The following is a 21,596-nucleotide window of genomic DNA, read 5'->3' on the forward strand; positions in this document are numbered from 1 at the left end:
GTTCAATTTACTTCTATTTGAATTATCAAAAGTGGCAGTAAATACAGAATGAGCATAAAAAAATATAGTTTAATATTAAATATCAAGAACAAAGACTGAGGAATCTCTTCATTGGCATCACCTAGCCTAAAGAATGAAAAGCTCAATTACTTATAGAGCTAATTTTCAATCATTAACTCCATCCAACAATTACAAAAAATTGTGGATTAGAGTTTTATGATCTTTGACTCATTCAGAATATCAGCTAATGCGCGTCTGAATTGCACAATTACTCTTGGGAATTGTTGACTATCAACGGTCAACAGCCCTCACGATGGATTCTGCAACTTAAAAGCAGAATAGCTTAGACCTATCAAAATTGCCTGATGGCAATAGATTTGGAGGATACACTATGAGTTTTCTCTCAGATACAGTGATGCTTTCACGCATCCAATTTGCTGTCACCAGCATTTTCCACATGTTTTGGCCGATCCTGACAATTGGGATGTCTTGGTATTTGGTTGTGATGGAAATACTCTGGCTAAAAACGAAAAATCCCGACTACTATCGCCATGCACGTTTTTGGTCAAAAATCTACATTCTCAATTTCGGGCTTGGTGTGGCTTCTGGTGTAGCGATTGAATTTGAGTTTGGTGCAAACTGGGCACCATTTTCTTTAGCTGTTGGTGACTTTTTAGGCAGTATCTTAGGCTTTGAAGGCACGATGGCATTTATGCTAGAAGCTGCTTTTCTGGGCATTATGATACATGGTTGGAATCGGGTTCCACCAATTATGCACTTGATAGCAACTACCTTTGTCGCCATTGGTGCTACTCTCTCATCCTTCTGGATTATTGTTGCCAACTCGTGGATGCAAACACCAGCAGGTGGGGAAATGGTGAATGGTAAATTTTTGGTTCGTAGTTACCTAGAAGCCATTTTTAACCCAGCAGCTTTGAATAGCTGGTTTCACATGGTATTGGCTATTCTCGAAACCGCCTTGTTTGTCATTGGTGGGATTAGTGCTTGGTATATTCTCAACAAACGCCATCAAGCATTTTTCAGCAAATCTTTCAAAACAGCGATCGCTCTGGCTATTCTCATTACTCCACTGCAAATTCTTGTTGGTCACTTCAGTGGTGAACAAGTATACCACAACCAACCTACCAAATTAGCAGCGATCGAAGCTTTGTGGGAAACTGTACCGGCTGGTGAGTCTGCACCTTGGAATATTTTGGTTGCACCAAATGTCAAAGAGGGTAAGAACAACTGGACACTCAGCGTACCAGGCGGTTTAAGCAGGGTTTTGGAAATGAAGCCTAAGCTTTCTGAACCTGTACTTGGTTTAAATGAGTGGAGACCCCAAGATCGACCCCATGCGGTTTCCCTAATATTTTATACTTTCCGTATCATGGCAGGTATTGGCTTCCTGCTCGTGGGTTTGATGGGAGTAAGTGTCATCCAATGGTTACGGGGTAAGCTGGCTGTAGAAAATATTACCGAACAGTCTTGGTTGCTGCGTGCTTGGATATTGGCTGCACCTTTAGGATATCTTGCTGTCGAATGTGGCTGGATGGTGCGAGAAGTTGGCAGACAACCTTGGATTGTTTACGGACAAATCCGTACTGCTGATGCCGTTTCTAATGTACCAGCAAGCAATGTTCTAGTTTCACTAATTGCCTATACCAGCATCTACTTACTGTTATTTGCCTGTGCTTTATACTTTGGTAGCCGTATTGTACGCCAAGGGCCAAATTTAGAACTACCATTGCCCAATCATGCTTTCCTTCAGGACAGCAACACAAAAAACATTACTGCAACACAACCGGAGATTTCATGGAAGCCATAAATAGTACTCTACCACTACTCTGGTTTGGACTTGTTGCCTTGTTCCTCACCTTGTATCTAATCACAGATGGCTTTGATTTAGGCGTGGGGATTCTCACACTGATTGCTGCTAACGAAGAACGACGCGGGATAATTATCAATACCTTAAGCAGTGTTTGGGATGCCAATGAAACTTGGTTGGTATGTACGGGAGGTTTGTTGTATGGTGCTTTTCCCCTCGCCTACGCTACTATTGTCAACGCCTTGTACATCCCTATTACTCTAATGGTGATTGGGTTTATCTTCCGCGCCGTAGCTTTTGAATTCCGTGAACATTCTATCAACAAAACTTATTGGAACTGGGGTTTTGGTGGTGGTAGTTTGCTAGTCGCTTTGTCTCAAGGATTAATCTTAGGTGGCGTGATTGCCGGAATTAAAGTTGATCAGGCGGGAAATTTTATTGGTGGTACTTGGGATTGGTTTAATTTACCATCAATATTAGTGGCATTAACTGTAGTGCAAGGCTATGTCTTAATCGGTTCTACTTACCTGATTGCTAAGACACAAGGTGAGTTAAAACAATATCACTACATCACTGCCAAATTTAGCGCTATTACCACATTTATTGGTGCATTGGCATTGACAATTGCGGCACCAATGTTCTACGAAGCAATCCGTACTAAGATATTCCATCAACCAGAGATATTGATTTTTGAGGCGATTCCCTTTGTGGCAACTGGTGTGATGGCACTACTAATGAATAGTATCAATCGCCGTGAAGAAAAGATGCCTTTTATTTGGACAATTGTGGTTTTCTTAATCACTATTCTGTCCTTGGCTTTTGTGGTGTTTCCATACATCATTCCCTTCCAAGTCACAATTTATCAGGCTTCCTCTTCCCTTAGCGCCCAAGCTTTCATGATTGCTTTTATCGGGTTTTTCGTCCCGATTATATTGTTCTACAATGTCTATCTTTACCGAGTATTTCAAGGTAAAGTAGTCAGCGCACATTACGGAGAGTAGACCCGGATTTCTCACCACATCCCTCAAAGCCTTTTGCTCTTGAGCAGGGGAGCAGGGGAGCAGGGGAGCAGGGGAGAGTTCAAATACCAAATTCTTTCCTCTCTGCCCCTCTGCCCCTCTGCACTTCAAGCTTGTGAGAAATGCGGGTAGAGGGGTGCTATTTAGGGATTTCTAATATTGGCACTCTCCTGACTGCAAAAATGAGCGATCGCTACATTTTTACAGTCAGTAAATTCTTAGTTTAACTAGTCAACCTAACTTTGCTTTGTGAGTCCAAAGCAAAGCTAGGTTGAATGCTTGCAATTTTGGAATTTTCACCCTCCATATTATCCCATTTTTTAAGTGGGATTTTGTAGACTTGAGTAGCACCAAAATTTTAATAAATAAGGGATACAAATTTTTCTGTATCCCTCAATTACAGAGTAGGTATGTATGCACCTGTATATCCTAATAGGAAAGACTTGAAGCACATATAATTCTCACTTGAAAATGCCAGGAATGTCAAAAGACAGACTGTCAGACTTTTAGTAATAGTTAAGAATTGATTTCATTAGCAAACCCATTCATAAAATTCAATGGCTTCTGGTTCACAACTGTGACATCCACCACACTTTTTCCCATCCTCCATTTTGCGGACTCGACCTTTACGGATTAGCTTACTCAGCATTCCTCGTAAAGCGTCTCCATCCATGCGAAAATGCAGTTGCATATCTGCAAGAGAAGCTTTTTTGTGTTGGGTAAGGAATTGTTGTAGTTCACTTAATATCATGGTTTTGTCCTTTGCTAATGACCAATGACTAATGACTAATAACTTCTCTTGTACGTGTAGTACCTGCCATCTTCAGTCCGAAAATCGCGATCGCCATAACAAAAGCTAATCCCACTACCCAAGCAATAGAAGAACTTGGATGTTGTGTAAATGTCGCCAGTTGGTAATATAAAACCGCCACCCAGTAAGCTAAACCAGTAGTCCAGCATCCAGCAAATACCGTCCACCCCAAATTAGTCTCCCGGTAAAGTGCAGCCGTCGCAGAAACGCAGGGAAAGTACAACAGCACAAACAACAGATAGGCGAAAGCCGCAGATGTACTACTAAACCGTTTGGACATTTCGCCGTAAGTGCTAACAGATACACCTTGAGCTTCTGCGGCTTGTTTTTGGTCTGTTGAGACATTGGCTGCACTCAAACCAAGGGGGTCAAATAATTGACTAGGAAGTTTTGCCAAATTCTCTGGAATGCTGGCAAATGCTTTACTAATACCACCCCAAAAACTAAATTCTTCCGGTTTTTCTGGCTCTGCTGTGGCTGCTTTTTCGGCTTCTGCCAATCCCGTATACAGAGAGTTCATTGTACCAACCATTACTTCCTTAGCAAATACGCCTGTCATCAAACCAACGGTAGCAGGCCAGTTATCTTGAGTAATTCCCATTGGTGTAAATACTGGTGTGACTGTACGACTCATGGCGCTAAGAATCGAATCTTTGCTATCTTGCTTACCGAATGTGCCATCAGTACCAACAGAGTTCATGAAGCCCAGGACGATCACCATAATTACAATAGCAATCCCGGCTTTGGTGATGAAAGCTTTGAGGCGATCGCCTGCACGCAACAAAACACCTTTAATCTTGGGTATATGGTATGGGGGTAGTTCCATGATAAAAGGCGCGGCTTCCCCTTGGAGAATGGTATTTTTCAAGATCAGCCCGGTGAATATGGCGGCTAATATACCCAATAGGTAAAGACCTAAAACCAGATTTTGACCGCCAACGGGGAAGAAAGCACCAATGAACAGGGCGTAAACTGTTAATCTGGCGCTACAGGACATGAAGGGATTCATCATCACTGTCATCAGGCGATCGCGTTTATTTTCTAATGTCCGCGTCGCCATAATTCCGGGAATGTTACATCCAAAACCCACAATCATCGGTACAAAGGATTTACCAGGAAGCCCAATGAAACGCATTAACCGATCCATCACAAAGGCTGCCCGTGCCATATAGCCAGTATCTTCTAACACCGATAGACACAAAAACATCATGCCAATTTGGGGAATAAAAGTGGCTGTGGTTTGGATACCACCACCTGCGCCCTGTGCTAATAGTCCAATCAGCCATCCTGGTGCATTGATGTTTTCCAGTAGTTTACCGAAACCATCAACAAAAATCGTGGCAAATGAGATGTCAAAAAAGTCAATAAAAGCACCACCGATATGAATCGATATGGTAAATATCACGTACATGATGAACAAGAAAATCGGTATACCCAACCAGCGATTGAGTACTACTTGGTCGATTTTGTCGGAAATGTTAGTTTTGACTTCCCGACTGCGTTCGGCTGCACCTTGAATTAAGTTGCGGATAAAGGTGTAACGACTATCGGCGATAATAATATCTAAATCATCATCGAGGGTTTGATGGACTTGCCGTCGGTGTTCTACAACTATCCTCTCTAATTCTTTACTCCTCAATTCTGGTGCAACTCGATCCTCGTATTCCAAAAGTTTTAAGGCTGTCCACCGGGGATCTACTGTGTGATTGGGACTATGTTCTGTGATGAAAGGGACTAATTGCGCGATCGCATCTTCAATTACAGCAGGGTAAGCAACGTAAGTTGGTGGTACTAATAAGTTAACGAGAGATTGATTAATGGCATCTTGTAATTCTGGTACTCCCTTACCTGATGTTGCACTCATGTGAATCACCGGACAACCAAGACGCTGTGAAAGTAGGGCGGGATTTATCTTAATCTCCCTGTCTGTAGCCACATCCATCATGTTCAACGCCACAATCATCGGTAAGCGCATTTCCATGATTTGGGTTGTGAGATACAAGTTGCGTTCTAAGTTGGAAGCATCAACAATATTAATAATCACATCCGCTTCACCAGAAAGCAGATAATCTCGCGCTATCAGTTCATCAAGTCCAGTGTCACTATCTTCAGCATCCAGAGAATAAACTCCTGGTAAGTCAACAACAGTAATACTTTTACTATTGTAAGTATATTTGCCTTCTTTGCGTTCTACTGTGACACCAGGCCAGTTACCAGTTCTTTGATTAGCACCTGTCAAGGCATTAAATAAAGTAGTTTTACCGCAGTTGGGATTACCCACCAGTGCAATTATCTGCTTTGTCATTGTGTTACTTCCTCTACAAATAAAGCATTGGCTTCGTCTTTACGCAGACTCAATTTGAACCCCCGCACCTGGATTTCTACAGGATCTCCCAGAGGTGCATGGCGGGTGACAGTAAACTCTGTACCCGGTGTCAGTCCCATCGCCAGCAATTTTCCTTTATAACTACGGGCAGCTTTTTCATAACCAACTACCCGCCCCATAGAGCCTACAGCTAAATCACGTAGTTGTCTTTTTTCGCTCATTTTATTAGTAAAAATCGGTATATTTAGTAACACTCTCTAAAAGAAATAGGGAAAATTCATAAACCATAACTAGCTGGCATTCCAGATAGAACAGTTTCATATCCGCTTAGTTATGAGACTTTATTTCATGACATAGAATTGCACTTCTGATTTACAACTCTATTGCAAGATTATGTCAAAGCTGTGACCATATTTTCTTGTTTCCATCTTCTATACTTTAGTCAGTCCATATTTTCTGTTTCTCCCCTGCTCCCCTGCTCCCCTGCTCCTCTGCTGACAAGCGTGAGGGTATATTTTTTTAGTTGGAAGTCCCTAAATTGGTACATAGTATTTTCTGTGCCATACCTACCCCTAAACCAATGCGGTTATCACCAAGTGCGATGATGACAGAACCATTGGCAATACTAATCACTTGAAGTTCAGTTCCAGGAACTAATCCCATACCAATCAGACGACGGACTGTACCTTCTGTCCCTTTGAGTTTAGCGATCACCAAACGCTCTCCCACACTAGCGATCGCTAAAGGGAAAGATTTACCTGTGTTCACAAAAGAGCCACTTTTGGGTGTTTTTTCTTCTAATTCGGGAGTTTCGGGTGTCTCTCCAAAAAACGTAAACCCCCATCCTTTAGGCTTTTGGTGTTGGTTGTAGTTATTTTTGCTATCTGTCATCACCTTTCAAAACAATGGGTGGGTTTGGAGTAATACAACTGGCAAGAATACCAACTTTTCCCCCTGCTGCAACTCCTTTGCAAAATGTCACCAAAAAAGGTAGCAAGCATGAAGACTTACGGTTGACATAGTTTGAGCATCTTAATATAGTTGATAGTATATATCAATTAAAAGATAAAAAAGATTTAATTCTTGCAAATAGATATAAAGTAATAATGCAGAGATAGCCTGTCTTGTCAAAAGACAACTTGTAAAATATTACAAACTATGAAAATTAGCAAATCAACAGATAAGAAATACTAACCTTTTGCCAGCAGCCATAGCATTAGCTCAAAGATGAGGAAATCTTCATTTCCCAACAAAAACAGAGTGAGGTTGAGTTAAGTTTGACACTCTGTCTTTTGACATAGATACTACTTTAACTTATTGTCACAAGTAATATTTGTATATAGTGAAAATCAGTAACTCTATTACTGATTTTTTGGCAATGTGGTGAGTGTCATTTTTGCAAGTGGTGTGAGAAAGTAGGGTGAAAAAGCCTAATTTATCAGTTTATTTGTGGCTAACATCTGCTGCCATAGTCTTAGTTACTTATCCAGTTTATGCAGATGAAATAGTTATCAAAGATATTCCCAAACTTAGTGATATCCAACGTCCTCACACTAATACCAAAGACTGGCTAGCGCAGCAGACAGAGATTATTTCAGTCACAGAAGTACGTCTGAACCAAACCTCTAGCGGTTTGGAAATCATCTTAAAAACTCCTACATCCGATAAGTTACAAGTCACTAATAAAACTGAAGGGAATAATTTCATTGCAGATATTCCTAATATTCAACTACGTTTAACTAGTGGTGATTCATTCCGTCAAGAAAAACCAATTGCAGGAATTACGGAAGTAACTGTTAGTAACATAGATACAAATAGTATCCGAGTAACTGTGACAGGCGAGGCGGGTGTACCAAAAGTCGAGTTAGATGACAGCGATGAAGGTTTAATTTTTGTTGTCACACCAAATAAACCAACTAGCGAAACGCCAGCAACCCAACCATCGGCTGAAACTAATCAACCCATCGAGTTGACAGTGACGGGAGAGCGAGATGGGTATAATGTCCCCACTGCCACCACCGGCACTAAAATAGAAGCACCACTACGCGACCTACCTTTATCTATTCAAGTCATCCCGCGTCAGGTAATTGAGGATAGAGGCGTAGTTAGACTAAACGATTTAGCTGATAATGTGGCGGGTGTCCAGCAAGAACCAGGTTATGGTTCTCTACCCTCCGTAGGCTTTCGCATTCGCGGGTTTACAACAAATTTTGGCAACTTACGCAACGGTTTTCAAGATTTTGGCTATGTGACACCTCGTGATATAGCTAATGTTGAGCAGTTTGAAATCCTCAAAGGCCCAGCCTCAGTTTTATATGGAGGTGGTCAGTCTGTGCTTCCAAGTGGTGTTGTCAATGCTGTCACAAAAAAGCCTCTCGAACAACCTTACTATAACGCCAGCGTTAAATACGGAAGTTACAACTTTTTGCGCTCTACAATTGACTTGACTGGGCCACTCACAGAGGATAAATCACTTCTTTATCGCCTAAATGTCGCTTATGAAAATGCAGATAGTTTCCGCGACTTTACTAGAAATGATAGTTTCTTTATCGCCCCTGCACTCACTTGGAAAATTGGGCCGCGTACCAATCTTGCTTTACAATTTGAATACCAAAACTACAATCTCAACTTTAACTACGGATTCCTTCCAGAACCAGAATTTTTAACACTCCCCAGAAATAGATTTTTGGGAGAACCCAATTTTAATGCAAGTAATGTCAACTCAACTGCATTTACTTATAATTTTGAACATGAATTCAGTGATAACTGGAAATTTCGCCAGGGTTTTAACTTAGTCCGGGCTAGTTTAAATAGTAAATCAACATTTTTATTTGCTCTAGAAGATGACCGCAGAACTGCTAACATCAACCCCAGCACGTCTGATGAGGTAAATGATAATTTAACTCTGCAAAATGAAATTATCGGAAAATTTAAAACAGGATTTTTGCGTCACAACCTGCTGTTTGGCATAGAATTTTCTCGTTACAAATTTGATTACAATTTTACTAGTGGGGATGATATCAGAATTGATATTTTTAATCCACAGTATGGCGCAAATATTGTCCTCCCATCCTCACCAACTAGAGGGAGAAAATTTGGTTCAGACAATATAGCTCTTTACATACAAGATTTTATCGAAGTTCTACCTAATTTGAAAATCCTGGCTGGTGGTCGCTTTGATAGCAATGAATTATTCAGAAACGATACTGTGACCAATACGACGATTAACGAACAATCAAATTCTCAATTTTCTCCACGAGTTGGTATTGTTTATCAGCCTAGTCAAACAACTTCACTTTACTTCAATTGGTCAAACTCTTTTTTCCCAAATTTTTCTGCTAGAAGCCGCACAGATGAGCAGTTTAAACCAGAAATTGGCGAACAATTTGAAGTGGGAATTAAGCAAGATTTCATTAAAGACCGTCTTTCGGCTACGTTGGCATTTTATCAAATTACTCGACAGAATGTATTGACTCCAGATCCTGTTGATCCTCAGAATTTCAGCATTACCACAGGCGAACAAAGAAGCCGAGGGGTAGAATTAGACATTACAGGACAAATTTTACCGGGTTGGAATATCATTGCTAACTACGCCTACACCGATGCTGTGGTGACAAAAGACGAGGATATTCCTGTTGGTAGCAGATTGTATGGTGTCCCCGAAAATAGTGCTAGCCTATGGACGACGTATCAAATTCAAAGTGGTAATTTACAAGGGCTAGGATTCGGACTGGGACTAGCTTTTGTCGGAGAACAGGAGACTAGATTACCAAGCACTTTAACACTACCTTCTTACGTCAGAGCCGATGCTGCTATTTTCTATCGCCGCGATCGCTATAAAATTGGGTTGAACTTCAAAAATATTTCCAATGTCAGATACTACACTTTAGATGGTTACTTTATTTACCCCGCCGCACCGTTTACAGTCCAAGGAACAGTGTCGTTTGACTTTTAAGGGGGTTAATAATGAAACTTCCTGATTTTACTTGGTGGCGAAATCGCTATATACGTTTCCTCATAACTGCTTTATTAGTGATAGTGACTGCTTGTCAGATGCAGGTAGAAAATACTAAAAATCTGCAACCTGTGGCTGCTAATTTTACCCCAGTTACAATTGAAACCTGTGGTATTACTATTACCTACAAACAACCACCAAAACGTGTAGTTACTCTCAACCAACCTGCAACAGAAATCATGTTAGCACTAGGTTTAGAGGCGCAGATGATTGGTACAGCTTATTTAGACGATCGCATTCTGCCAGAATACCAAAAAACCTACTCTCAAATTCCTGTCATTGCTGATAAATATCCCTCAAAAGAGGTCTTATTAGGTGCAGAGCAAGATTTTGTTTATGGGTCATTTCCAGGGGCTTTTGGTAAGGATGCTATCGGTGGACGTAAAGAGTTACTTAGCTTAAATATTAACTCATATTTGGCAGCAGGAGCTATCGAAGTTTGTCCACAAAAAAGAGCTTTGGTAGAAAATATTTATAGTGAAATTCAGGATATTGGTAAGATTTTTGGAGTAAGCGATCGCGCTGTTAAATTAATTGCTGTTTTAAAACAAGAACTTCAAGATACTCAAACAAAATTGGGCAAAGTGAATCCTCCCAAACGTGTATTTTGGTATGCCAGTGAAAGTCCACCATACACTGTCACTGTTGATAGTTTACCAAATCAAATGTTAGAATTTGCGGGAGGCCGGAATATCTTTCAAGAAAAAGCTCAAGGTACTTATATAACCGTCAATTGGGAAGATGTAATTAACCGCAATCCAGAAATAATTATTCTGAGTGACGCGAGTTGGTCGCCTGCGAAAGAACAGCGACAATTGTTTCTCACAAATCCCGCCTATGAGAAAATTAGCGCAGTCCAAAAAGATAAATTTATAGTTATTGATTACAGCTACAGTACATCCGGTGTCAGGTTTGCTAAAGGAGTGAGGATAATAGCTGAATCGCTCTATCCAGAAAAGTTTAAATGATAATGTAAATTCTTCATCTGCCCACTTTTGTATAAAGTAGGACTTACGCAAAATATCTCTCAAACTCCTATTTCTCCGTGTCCTCTGTGCCTCTGTGGTTCGTTATTCCCTAACTCTTCCTCCCGTCCTATGAAGTACAAAGCTACCGATTTTGAGGCAGGAGGCAGGAAACAGAGGTATGAACTGTTTATATCTGATTTGGAGTCCAGCATTTTGTACCTCATTTACTTGCAAACTGCTGTAATAGAACAATAACAGCAAAATCGCCTCTTCTATGGGAGAGCCTCATCAGCAATTGCATCTGGCAGTTGATCATTTAGCTGCCGTAGAGGTTGATATAGATAGCCAAAAGCGATCGCTATCATAGTCAAAATTCCCACCACAACAAACAACAAAGCAATACCATATCCTCGACCGACACCAATAATCTTGCCGATGCTTCCAGCTAATAACCCTGTAGGCGTAAGTAATGGCTCAAAAACTTGATCAGCTAAAGGCCCTGCAATCAGATAAGCAAGCGGTAGTGATGCCAAAGCGAGCATACTTCGCACGGCAAACACTCGCCCCTGAACAGTGGGTGCAACTTTGCTCTGCCAGATGGCTTGGTCACAGCCATTAATCATCGACACCCCAAAATAGTAGATGAAAGCAGCTGCAAAGAAGACGGGAACAGAGGGCATAAGCCCCACAAGTAGTATAGAGAGTCCACCTGATAGCGTAAAACCAAACACACCAAGGATACGGTTCTTGGGGCCGCCCCAAACGCTCATCACCAGACCACCAACCAACATACCGCTTCCACCAATGGACAGCACCGTACCCAGTACATTAGCCGCAGCAAAGGCTAATACCAGTGGTGTAACTAATACGCTGACAACTCCGATTAAGAAATTAATGGCAGCAAAGAAAATCAATAATCCCAGTAGTCCGGGTCGAGCAGTGATGTATGTCCACCCATAGGTGAACTCCCGCAGCCGCCAACTTTTCTTCACTTCATTCTCTGCGGTAGTTTTCGGCTGAGGGAATCGGACGAGTAGCAGCGTCACCAGAGAAAAGAGAAAAGTAACGCAGTCGATCAAGATTACGCCCTGAATCTGAATAGTCACAACCAGCACACCTGCTAACATCGGTGCAAGCAGCCGTGAAGTTGCCTCTGCAAATTGCACCATACCACTGGCACGACCAAGGTGTTGCTTTGGGACAAGCATTGTAGTTGCAGCAGCATAGGCTGGCCACTGGAAAGCGTTAAAGGTCGAACTAACTCCTACAACTAAGTAGATATGCCAGACTTCAAGCCGACCAACCAAGAGCAACAGCACAATAGCTAGCGTACTCAGTCCGGCTCCAGCATCGCTAAGTATCATGCAAGTGCGTCGGTTCCAGCGATCTACAAGCACACCGACTAAGGGTGATAACAAGATGCTTGGCAGTATTGCGAACAAAGAAATCAGGGCAAATTGCGTGACTGACCCGGTATTTCGGTATACCCAGACACCTAAAGCAAATCGAGTCAGCCCAGAGCCGATAAATGAGACAAGCTGGCCAAACCAGATTAAGGTAAATATTCGCATTCTACAGATGTGGGTGATTCAGGAAACCATGATGAGTGAAGTAAGAGAAGTAGTTTTCCAGAAGTTCGTCATCGATCGCAGGACATACAATAGAAGTATCTGCCAGCTTACCCTGCGTGTTTTGGCAATCGAACTGTGTCATTTTTGATTGAGAAAGACTCTCTTCGATGGATATCTGATTTTTGGATCTATTTTCAGGAAACAAAGGCAAAAGGGAATACAACGTTGCATCTGGAGAATGCTTTGCAGCAGTTATTAACTCTTGTCGCCATTCATCATAAGCAACTAGCCGCAGTGGATAGCCATAAGAACGTACCCACTCCATGAGTTCCTCTAGTTTAATTGGGTGGGGATTAAGCAAGTGAAAAACTTCTCCGATTGATTCTTTTTGCTGAGATAAATAAACGATCGCTTGACTTACGTAGTCTACGGGGCTCATGTCCACCAAACCAGTAATTTCTGGCACACTACCAAGCTGAATACAGCATTTAATCATGCGGCACATAAAATCATTTGTATTCCAGACCCCTGTTTTGCTGTTTCCTGTGATCCTTCCCAGTCTGTGGATAGTGACAGGCAGCCCTCTAGAAAGTGCGATCGCTACTAATTTTTCCGCCACCCATTTACTCTGAGCGTAGCCACCTTCGAGAATTTCACCGTGTTCCAAATAGTCTTTTTCTCGGAATACTTGAACTTCCGAATCGCTTTGTGCGGGAAAAACAGAAAGGGTAGAAACGTAATGCACAGGTTTGACTTTGATTAAGCTTGCTAATCTGAGAACTTCCTGGGTTCCTTGAACATTAGCCGCCCTCAGATGCTCGTATGGATGAATAAAATTAACTAAAGCACCATTGTGATAAATAACATCTATATTATTTGCCAATAGCAGAAACTGTTCCTGAGATAGTCCAAAAAATGGCCTAGATAAATCTCCTACAACCGGGATGATTCTGGAACTTAAATGTTCGTTCCAAAGTGAATACATTTCCAGGTTTTGGCGGAGCTTATTTTTGCCTGATTCTACATCAGTAGAACGTACTAAACAATAAATATCTGCTGAAGTTTTTTGGAGAAGTTCATCAAGTAAAAAAGCTCCTAAAAAACCTGTCGCTCCAGTTAATAAAATACTAGCTGGCTCGGTTGTATAATTTCTTGGGAGAGCTTCAGGACAAATTGAGGGATCGAGAACAGCTTCGGCTTGCAGATCCGCAACAGTTTTCCGAGCAATAGTATTAGAACCTGTGTTTTGAACCATCTCAATACTTTCGGCTAGGGCAGCTACCGTAGGCATTTCAAATAGACTACGCAAGGGTAGCTCTACTTGAAAAGTTTCACGCACTCGAAAAATCATCTGAGTCAGCAGTAAGGAATGACCACCCAACTCAAAGAAGTTATCATTAATACCAACTTTTGTGCGAACAAGTAAATCAGCCCAAATTGCCGTTAATTTCTCCTCAGTTAATGTCCGTGGCGCTACGTAAATTGTGTCATCATCATAAGGGTTTTGGTCAGCTATTAGTAACGCTTTACGGTCTATTTTGCCGTTAGGAGTGAGTGGTAGTGCTTCTAACATCACAAAGACTTTTGGCATCATATATTCAGGCAACTTATCCCTGAGAAAGCGGCGCAGTTCACTGCTTTTCGGCACTGACTTTGAAGTGGGAGCCACATAAGCTACTAAGTATTGGTTGCCCGTAGCATCTTGTTGAGCGATGACTACAACTTCCTTAATCTCGGAATGTTGAGTCAGTACCACTTCAATTTCTCCAAGTTCGATGCGAAAGCCGCGCACCTTCACCTGATTATCAATACGACCGAGAAACTCAATGTTGCCGTCTGGGAGATAACGCACTAAATCCCCAGTTTTGTAAAGGCGACTCAATTTTAGATTTTGGATTTTGGATTTTGAATTACTAATTGGATTGCTAAATTGTGTGCGATCGCAATCTTCTAGATTTTCACTACAATCTCCCAATCTCAAATTGCTAAAGGGATTAGGAATAAATTTTTCTTCAGTTAAGTCTGGGCGATTCAAGTAACCTCGTGCTAAACCAGCACCAGCAATATAGAGTTCTCCCTGAATACCAATAGGAACTGGCTGTAAGTATTTATCTAACACATACACTTGAACATTACCAATAGGCTTACCAATGGGTACTCCTGACAATGTACTATCTGAAGAAAAGCTAGCTTTTGGTAACTTATAAATTGTGGTGACTACAGTTGCCTCTGTAGGCCCATATCCGTTGAATAGCTGCGGGTAATCACCTACATACTTTTGCCACATTTTTACTCGTTCTGGGAGTACCTGCTCTCCTCCAATCATTACCAAGCGCAATGATTCAGGTAGGCTCATTTGTATCCTCGTTAATTCAAAAGTCAGATGGTGCCAGTATGCAGTTGGCAAACCTAGTACCGTAATTTCCCACTCTTGACATTGTTTGAGGAAATTCGTTATGTCAATTAACATCTGTTCATTACGTAGCACCAGCGTGCCACCAGAGATCAGGCAGGGATAAATTTCTTCGACTGCCGCATCGAAACTAATAGAGGCAAACTGTAGAATGCGATCAGACTGAGTAAACCCATATTCAACAATTGCCGCAAGAGTGAAATTCACTAAAGACTGATGTTGAATCATCACTCCTTTTGGTTTGCCTGTAGAACCTGATGTATAGATGATATATGCTAAATTTTCCGGTGTCGCATCACTGACGAGATTCTCTTGACTCTCTTGAGAAATTACTTCCCAGTCTGTATCCAAGCAAATTACATACAGTCCATCAAACTCTTGTTCTACCAGCAAATGCTTCTGAGTCAAGAGGACTGGTACTCGTGAATCTGATAACATCCAGGTCAAGCGCTCTTGGGGATAAGCGGGATCTAAGGGTACATAAGCCCCACCAGCCTTGAGGATGCCCAACAACCCTATAATCATTAAAAGCGATCGCTCTACACAAATACCCACCAGCACTTCTGGTCTGACACCAAGCGAATGTAAGTAACGCGCTAGCTGATTCGCTTTGGCGTTCAGTTCCCGGTATGTTAGCTGTTGCCCTTCAAAAACGACTGCAACAGCATCCGGTGTTTGCTCTACTTGAGTTTCAAACAACTCATGGATACACAAGTCTTGCAAATTTTCTGTTTTTGTGATATTACACTCTACTAACAAAGTCTGCCGTTCTGTTTCTGTCAAGATTGGCAAGTCACTGAGACGGTGGTCGGGATTCACCACAATACTTTCAAGCAAAGTCTGGAAATGCCCTACCATTCTCTTAATAGTGGCTGCTTCAAACAAGTCAGTGTTGTATTCTAGATTCCCCATCAATCCCTGCGGCGTATCTGTCACCGATAGAGACAGGTCAACCTTGGCTGTCTTGCTGTCCACTATCACAGGATTCAAAATCAATTCTGGCAACTCCAAGGGTGGCATCGGTGCATTTTGCAGGACAAACATTACCTGAAACAGTGGCGTATGGCTGAGGCTGCGCTCTGGCTGCATTTCTTCTACCAGCTTCTCAAAAGGCAAGTCTTGATGGTCAAATGCCCCTGAAGTTACTTTCTGTACTCGTAAAAGCAACTGCCGAAAACTGGGGTTATCCCCAAGGTAGGTACGCAGAACAAGGGTGTTAACGAAGAACCCGATTAATCCTTCGATTTCGGGGCGGTTGCGGTTAGCAGTAGGTGAACCTACTATGATGTCTCCTTCTCCTGTATAGCGGTAGAGTAATGTTTTGAATGCTGCCAACAGAGTCATAAACAAAGTGATTCCTGCTTGCTGGCTAATGTGCTTGAGTGCCTGCGATAAATCAGAAGACAATGAAAAAGACTCGGTTGCACCTTGAAAGTTCTGAACTGCTAACCTTGGATGGTCTGTGGGCAATTCCAGAACGGGTAGGGAACCAGCTAGCTGTTGTTTCCAGTAGTCTAAACGAGTTTTAAGTGCCATCCCTTGCAACCACTCTCGTTGCCAGATGGCATAGTCAGCGTACTGTATGGGCAGTTCGGGAAGTGGCGAAGCAGTCCCGGTAGAAAAGGCTTTATAGAGCGCTGTTAATTCTCCGATGAAAACCCCAATCGACCAACCATCAAAGATGATGTGATGTAGCGTTAGCAACAGTAGATATTCTTTCTCACCTAATTGTATTAAGGTGATACGCAGTAACGAATCCTGTGCCAAATCAAAGGAGTATTCTGCTTCCTTGTTAATGAGTTCCTGGACTTGGGCTGCGCGGCCTACTTCCGAGCATTGACTAAGATTTACTACAGGTATGAGTATACTTCGGCTTTTGGCAATGACTTGTGCCGGATTTCCATCTACCGTGGTAAAGTTAGTCCGCAAAATTTCGTGACGATTGGCGATCGCTTCAAAAGCCTGTTGCAAAGCCTCTACTTTCAAATTACCACTGATTCGTAACCCATAAGGCAGGTTATACACTGAGCTATTTGGTTCTAGCTGATGCAAAAACCACAGTCGTTGCTGGGCAAAAGATGTAGGAAAAACAAATAGTTGCTCTGTCATAAATCGTTGTTGTGAATTTCAGAAACCATTAAAATAATTCGTAATTCCTAATTGAATTAGTTGGGAATTTAGACTTGAACTATCTTGTTGACTACCAATTTTAAAATTTACTATTATCCTGTCTGAAGATAGGAATAAAAGAATGAGGAAACGAACCGCAAAGGACACAAAGGACACGAAGAAAGAAAGAAGTTAAAAGAGTTTGGTGCAGCCTCACAAATAAATGGGATAAGTCCCTCGCTTCTAAATAGCGACAACTTTTGCAGTGGGGTTAAAATCACCAGACGCGACGCTCGATTACTCGCTAACGCTGCGCTATCGCGGACTCGCTAACGCAAAACTTAATTACGAATTACGAATTACGAATTACGAATTATTTAAATCGGTATTGGTCACGAGATACTGGCTGTATTGCGGGTATCCGTAGTTCCTGATTAGTTTTAATAACTTGGGAAAGTTGATGAATTGTGGGATGTTGAATAAACTCTTGTAAAGAAAAATTTAATCCTCGGTCATTAGCTCTGGATAATACTTGAATGCTACGAAGTGAGTCTCCGCCTAACTTTAAAAAGTTGTCGTGAATGCCCACTTTTTCTATACTCAGAACTTGTGACCAAATCTCTGCTAGTGCTACTTCGATCGCAGTGCTAGGTGGGACAAATACTGCTTCTAGATTTGGTCTTTCTTGATCGGGAATGGGAAGGGCTTGACGGTCTACTTTACCATTGGGAGTTCGTGGTAGGGTTTTTAGCATTACGAACACCGAAGGAAGCATATACTCTGGCAAGTAATTTTTTAAGAAGCTATGTAGGATATCAACTGTGGGGACTTGCTCCTTTTCTGGGACAATATATGCTACTAAACGGCGGTGAGCATCGATATCCTCTTGGGCGACAACGATCGCTTCTTGCACAGCTGAGTGTTGATTCAGAACGGTTTCAATTTCAGGTAGCTCAATCCGATACCCGCGAATCTTAACCTGCTGATCGAGACGACCGAGAAACTCAATGTTTCCATCTGGGAGATAACGCCCTAAATCTCCAGTTTTATAGAGGCGTGCCTTTGGTTCATCGCTAAATGGATTGGGAATAAACTTTTGGGCGGTTAATTCTGGGCGATTAAGATAGCTTTTAGCTACGCCAAAACCACCAATATATATCTCTCCAGATACACCAATTGGTACTGGTTGAAGATGAGAATCTAGTAAATATATCTGAGTATTAGCAATTGGGCGACCAATGGGAACAGAACTGTTTAAATCATGATTTTGACAATTGTATACACTGCTCCATACTGTTGCTTCTGTGGGGCCATACTCATTAAATAAGCTGACTTGTGGTAATAATTCACGATGTTGCTTAACAAGCTCCTTGGGACATGATTCCCCAGCGACAATTACAGTTTTTAGACTAACTAGTGCATCACAGCAACTTTGCTGAGTAAACCAACTCTCTGCTTCTCTTCCTCTGTGTTCTCTGCGCCTCTGCGGTTCGTTATCTAATTCCGTAAACTTTGATTGGCTAACTATTTGCTGTGATTTGGCTTGCTCTAAAATCAGCTTGTAGAGAGATGGTAGACATAATAAATGGGAAATTTGTTGTTGAGCGTAGCTTGCCGCCGTAGGCATCGCCTCTATCATCTGTTTAATATCTAATTGCCAATTTTCCGGTAAAACTGAGACGAAACCCCCTTGACAAAGTGTCCAAAAAATCACTGCAACAGAGCTATCAAAAGCAAAAGGTGAAGTTAAGAGAAAGCCTGTCACAGGTTGCTCATAATAACCAATCCGAGCAGTCGTCGAGTGAACTAAGTTTTGATGCGTAACCTGCACTCCTTTGGGTTGTCCTGTAGATCCAGAAGTATAAATTAAGTAAGCCAGGTTATCAGTCTTCACTTCACTTTTGAGATTTTCATCACCTTCTTGAGCAATTGCATCCCAAAGAGTATCTAAGCAAAGCACTTGCGCTCCAATATCAGGTAAATTTTTCACTAACCGTTCTTGGGTCAATATTATTGATACCTGAGAATCTTCCAGCAGATAATTCAATCGCTGTTGGGGATACATTGGATCGATTGGTACATAAGCTCCTCCAGCTTTGAGAATGCCTAGTATACCTACCAGCATTTCCCAAGAGCGTTCTACGCAAATCCCCACTAATACATCGGGTTCAACTCCCAAAGCTTGAAGACGGTGTGCTAGTTGATTGGCTCTGGTGTTCAATTCTCGGTAAGTTAATTGCTCATTTTTAAACACCACAGCTACATTTTCGGGAGTACGTTCTACCTGTGACTCAATTAATTGGTGGATACACTTGTCATTGACATAATCTCTTTTTGTATTGTTGAATTCAACTAGTAGTTGCTGTTGTTCAATATCGACAATACTATGGGTCAAAGTTCCCAGTTTAGTGTCGGGATTTGCAACTATATTGTTTAGCAACACTTCTAAATGACTCAACATTCTAGTTATCATCATTTTATTGAAGTAACGTAAGTCATAAAATATATTCAACGATAACTGCAACCCAGGTTTAACTAAAAGAACAAGAGGATAGTTAGAGTTGATAAAAGAGCGAACATTATCAATTCTCAAGTTTCCTGTAGGTAAGCTAGAAATATTGGCTGAGGAGTTTTCAAATACCAAAATGCTCTGAAACAAAGGTATGCCTGGAGGTACTTGACTCCAATTCTGGATTTGAACTAGGGGGGTACATTCGTATCTAAGTATACTAAGCTGCTGGGAATGGAGTTCTTTTAGCCAAGATAAAAGCGAAGCTTCACCAGACACGAGTACGCGCACTGGTAGGGTGTTAATAAAAAGCCCCACCATCGAGGAAACCCCTAATAATGTTGGTGGTCGTCCAGATACAACGGTTCCGTACACCACATCTGCTTCATGGCTGTAATAACTTAACAGCAATGCCCAAACCCCTTGTAATAAGGTGTTCAGAGTCAAATGATGTTGTTGCGCTAAAGACTTAAGTGCTTCTGTGGTTGCTAGCGAAAGTTGGACTTGTTGTTGATTGAAACCTTCTTGTTGACTTTTCCAATCTGCTGTCAAAGAAGTTGGTGTTGTGAAGCCCTGAAGATATTTTCGCCAAAAGACCTCAGCCTCTGATAAATCTTGCTGCTTCAGCCAACTGATGTAATCTCGATAAGGACGGCTTGGTTGCAACTGGAGAATCCGGCCTTGACAAAGTGCCTCGTAGCAAGACAAAAATTCTTTGAGGATTGTATTCACACACCACGCATCTAAGACTAGGTGACAAATGCTCCAAATAAATTGGTAAGTATCCACCTCTGTCTGAATTAAAGCCAGCCGCATTAAGGGTGGTTGAGCCAAATCAAAGCCATTTTTTTGGTCTGCTTCCAGGTAACTTTGTAGTTGTGCTTCCTGTTCAGTCGTTGTCAGATCGCGCCAATCATAATGCGCGATCGCCATTCTAACTTGTTGGTGTACTATCTGAACTGGCTGATTCAGACCTTGCCATACAAAAGCTGTCCTCAAACTCGGATGTCGGTCTATTACTTGCTGCCAAACCTGCTCAAAAGCTGAGATGTTGAGAGTTCCCTGCAAGGTACATACCGTTTGCTCCACATACATCCTCGAATCTGGAGCCGAGAGGATGTGGAACAGCATACCCTGTTGCGTCGGCGAAAGTGTGTAGATGTCCTCGATATTTTTAGCTTCCATACCTTGAATTTTTTACCTGTTGTTCAAAAAAAGCTTATTTAGTTCTTCCTGAGTTAATTCAGCTTCTGGAAAGTCTGAAGGTTTAAAGCTTGGCGTATCGGTGGACACGAAATTAGCAATGGGCTGAACTTCCTCCTGGGGAACGGAAATTGTCTCCACAACTGTTGCTAACTCTGCAATTGTTGGATATGCAAATAACTGATTGATAGTGAATTTCAACCCCTCTTCATAAGCTTTAGCCGCAACCTGAATACTTTGAATCGAATCACCTCCCAACTCTAAAAAGTTGTTGTGGATACCCACTTGACCAATTCCCAAAACTTGACTCCAGATTGTAGCTAACACCTCTTCTACTACCGTGCGGGGTGCAGTATAAGCTATTTTTTCCTCATCGGATTGTACCTGCTCCGGTGCTGGCAAACGACGACGATCGACTTTGCCGCTAGGTGTCAATGGCAATTCTTCCAAGATGACAAAGGTGCTAGGAAGCATATATTCTGGTAACTTCTGCCGCAAGAAACTCCGCAATTCCTTGGTTGTAGGTGCTGGTCTTTGCTGTAGTACTATGTAGGCGACTAAGCGTTTGCTACCTGAGTCTTCTATAAGTGTGGCGATCGCTTCCCGAACAACAGGATGTTGGAGTAAAATTGCCTCAATCGCCGTTAGTTCAATCCGATACCCGCGAATCTTCACCTGATGATCGATGCGTCCCAAAAACTCAATGTTACCGTCTGGAAGATAACGCGCTAAATCCCCAGTTTTGTAGAGGCGGGGACTGGGGACTGGGAAACTATTTTTCTCCCCTGCTCCCCTGCTCCCCCGCTCCCCCGCTCCCCCACTTC

At 42.0% G+C, this 21,596-nt stretch carries 12 protein-coding genes; 4 read left to right on the forward strand and 8 right to left on the reverse strand.

The window, feature by feature from the left end; all coding sequences use genetic code 11:
• The first annotated feature begins 391 nt into the window (after positions 1 to 391).
• The gene (locus tag GNE10_RS14675) at positions 392 to 1,828 is read left to right on the forward strand and encodes a cytochrome ubiquinol oxidase subunit I (protein WP_185565808.1); all 1,437 of its coding nucleotides are present in this window, start codon (positions 392 to 394) and stop codon (positions 1,826 to 1,828) included.
• Entirely contained in the window at positions 1,816 to 2,829 is a 1,014-nt protein-coding gene (gene cydB, locus GNE10_RS14680; protein ID WP_185565809.1) for a cytochrome d ubiquinol oxidase subunit II, read from the forward strand. Before GNE10_RS14675 ends, cydB begins: the two co-directional genes overlap by 13 nt.
• 550 nt (positions 2,830 to 3,379) lie before the next feature.
• Here cydB and GNE10_RS14685 read toward each other — a convergent pair.
• From GNE10_RS14685 to GNE10_RS14700, 4 genes are all read right to left on the reverse strand, one after another.
• Complete coding sequence (locus GNE10_RS14685; RefSeq protein ID WP_185565810.1) at positions 3,380 to 3,598, reverse strand: FeoC-like transcriptional regulator; 219 nt, start codon at positions 3,596 to 3,598, stop codon at positions 3,380 to 3,382.
• 28 nt (positions 3,599 to 3,626) lie between these two features.
• A complete protein-coding gene (gene feoB / locus GNE10_RS14690) occupies positions 3,627 to 5,963 on the reverse strand; it encodes a Fe(2+) transporter permease subunit FeoB (protein ID WP_185565811.1) in 2,337 nt (778 codons plus the stop codon).
• The gene (locus tag GNE10_RS14695; RefSeq protein ID WP_185565812.1) at positions 5,960 to 6,205 is read right to left on the reverse strand and encodes a FeoA family protein; all 246 of its coding nucleotides are present in this window, start codon (positions 6,203 to 6,205) and stop codon (positions 5,960 to 5,962) included. The genes feoB and GNE10_RS14695 overlap by 4 nt, the downstream gene beginning before the upstream one ends.
• Before the next feature lie 298 nt (positions 6,206 to 6,503).
• A complete protein-coding gene (locus GNE10_RS14700) occupies positions 6,504 to 6,875 on the reverse strand; it encodes a FeoA family protein (RefSeq protein WP_185565813.1) in 372 nt (123 codons plus the stop codon).
• Positions 6,876 to 7,404: 529 nt separating this feature from the next.
• On the opposite strand from GNE10_RS14700, the gene GNE10_RS14705 reads away from it, so the two are divergent.
• A complete protein-coding gene (locus GNE10_RS14705; protein WP_185565814.1) occupies positions 7,405 to 9,939 on the forward strand; it encodes a TonB-dependent siderophore receptor in 2,535 nt (844 codons plus the stop codon).
• Positions 9,940 to 9,950: 11 nt separating this feature from the next.
• Positions 9,951 to 10,967 carry an ABC transporter substrate-binding protein gene (locus GNE10_RS14710; RefSeq protein WP_185565815.1) on the forward strand — a complete coding sequence of 339 codons (1,017 nt, stop codon included), beginning with the start codon at positions 9,951 to 9,953 and terminating at the stop codon, positions 10,965 to 10,967.
• Between the two features lie 272 nt (positions 10,968 to 11,239).
• Here GNE10_RS14710 and GNE10_RS14715 read toward each other — a convergent pair whose 3' ends face one another.
• The 4 genes from GNE10_RS14715 to GNE10_RS14730 form a co-directional block, all read right to left on the reverse strand.
• Complete coding sequence (locus tag GNE10_RS14715) at positions 11,240 to 12,538, reverse strand: MFS transporter (RefSeq protein ID WP_185565816.1); 1,299 nt, start codon at positions 12,536 to 12,538, stop codon at positions 11,240 to 11,242.
• A gap of 1 nt (position 12,539) precedes the next feature.
• Entirely contained in the window at positions 12,540 to 17,060 is a 4,521-nt protein-coding gene (locus GNE10_RS14720) for a non-ribosomal peptide synthetase (RefSeq protein WP_185565817.1), read from the reverse strand.
• Positions 17,061 to 17,433: 373 nt separating this feature from the next.
• Positions 17,434 to 20,754, reverse strand: coding sequence for a condensation domain-containing protein (locus tag GNE10_RS14725; protein ID WP_185565818.1), 3,321 nt, complete (start codon positions 20,752 to 20,754; stop codon positions 17,434 to 17,436).
• A gap of 12 nt (positions 20,755 to 20,766) precedes the next feature.
• Positions 20,767 to 21,596: AMP-binding enzyme (locus GNE10_RS14730; RefSeq protein WP_185565819.1), on the reverse strand; the 830-nt coding region annotated here is incomplete at its 5' end.

Source organism: Nostoc sp. 2RC (genome assembly GCF_014222165.1).
In the GTDB taxonomy this organism is placed as follows: Bacteria; Cyanobacteriota; Cyanobacteriia; order Cyanobacteriales; family Nostocaceae; genus Nostoc; species Nostoc linckia.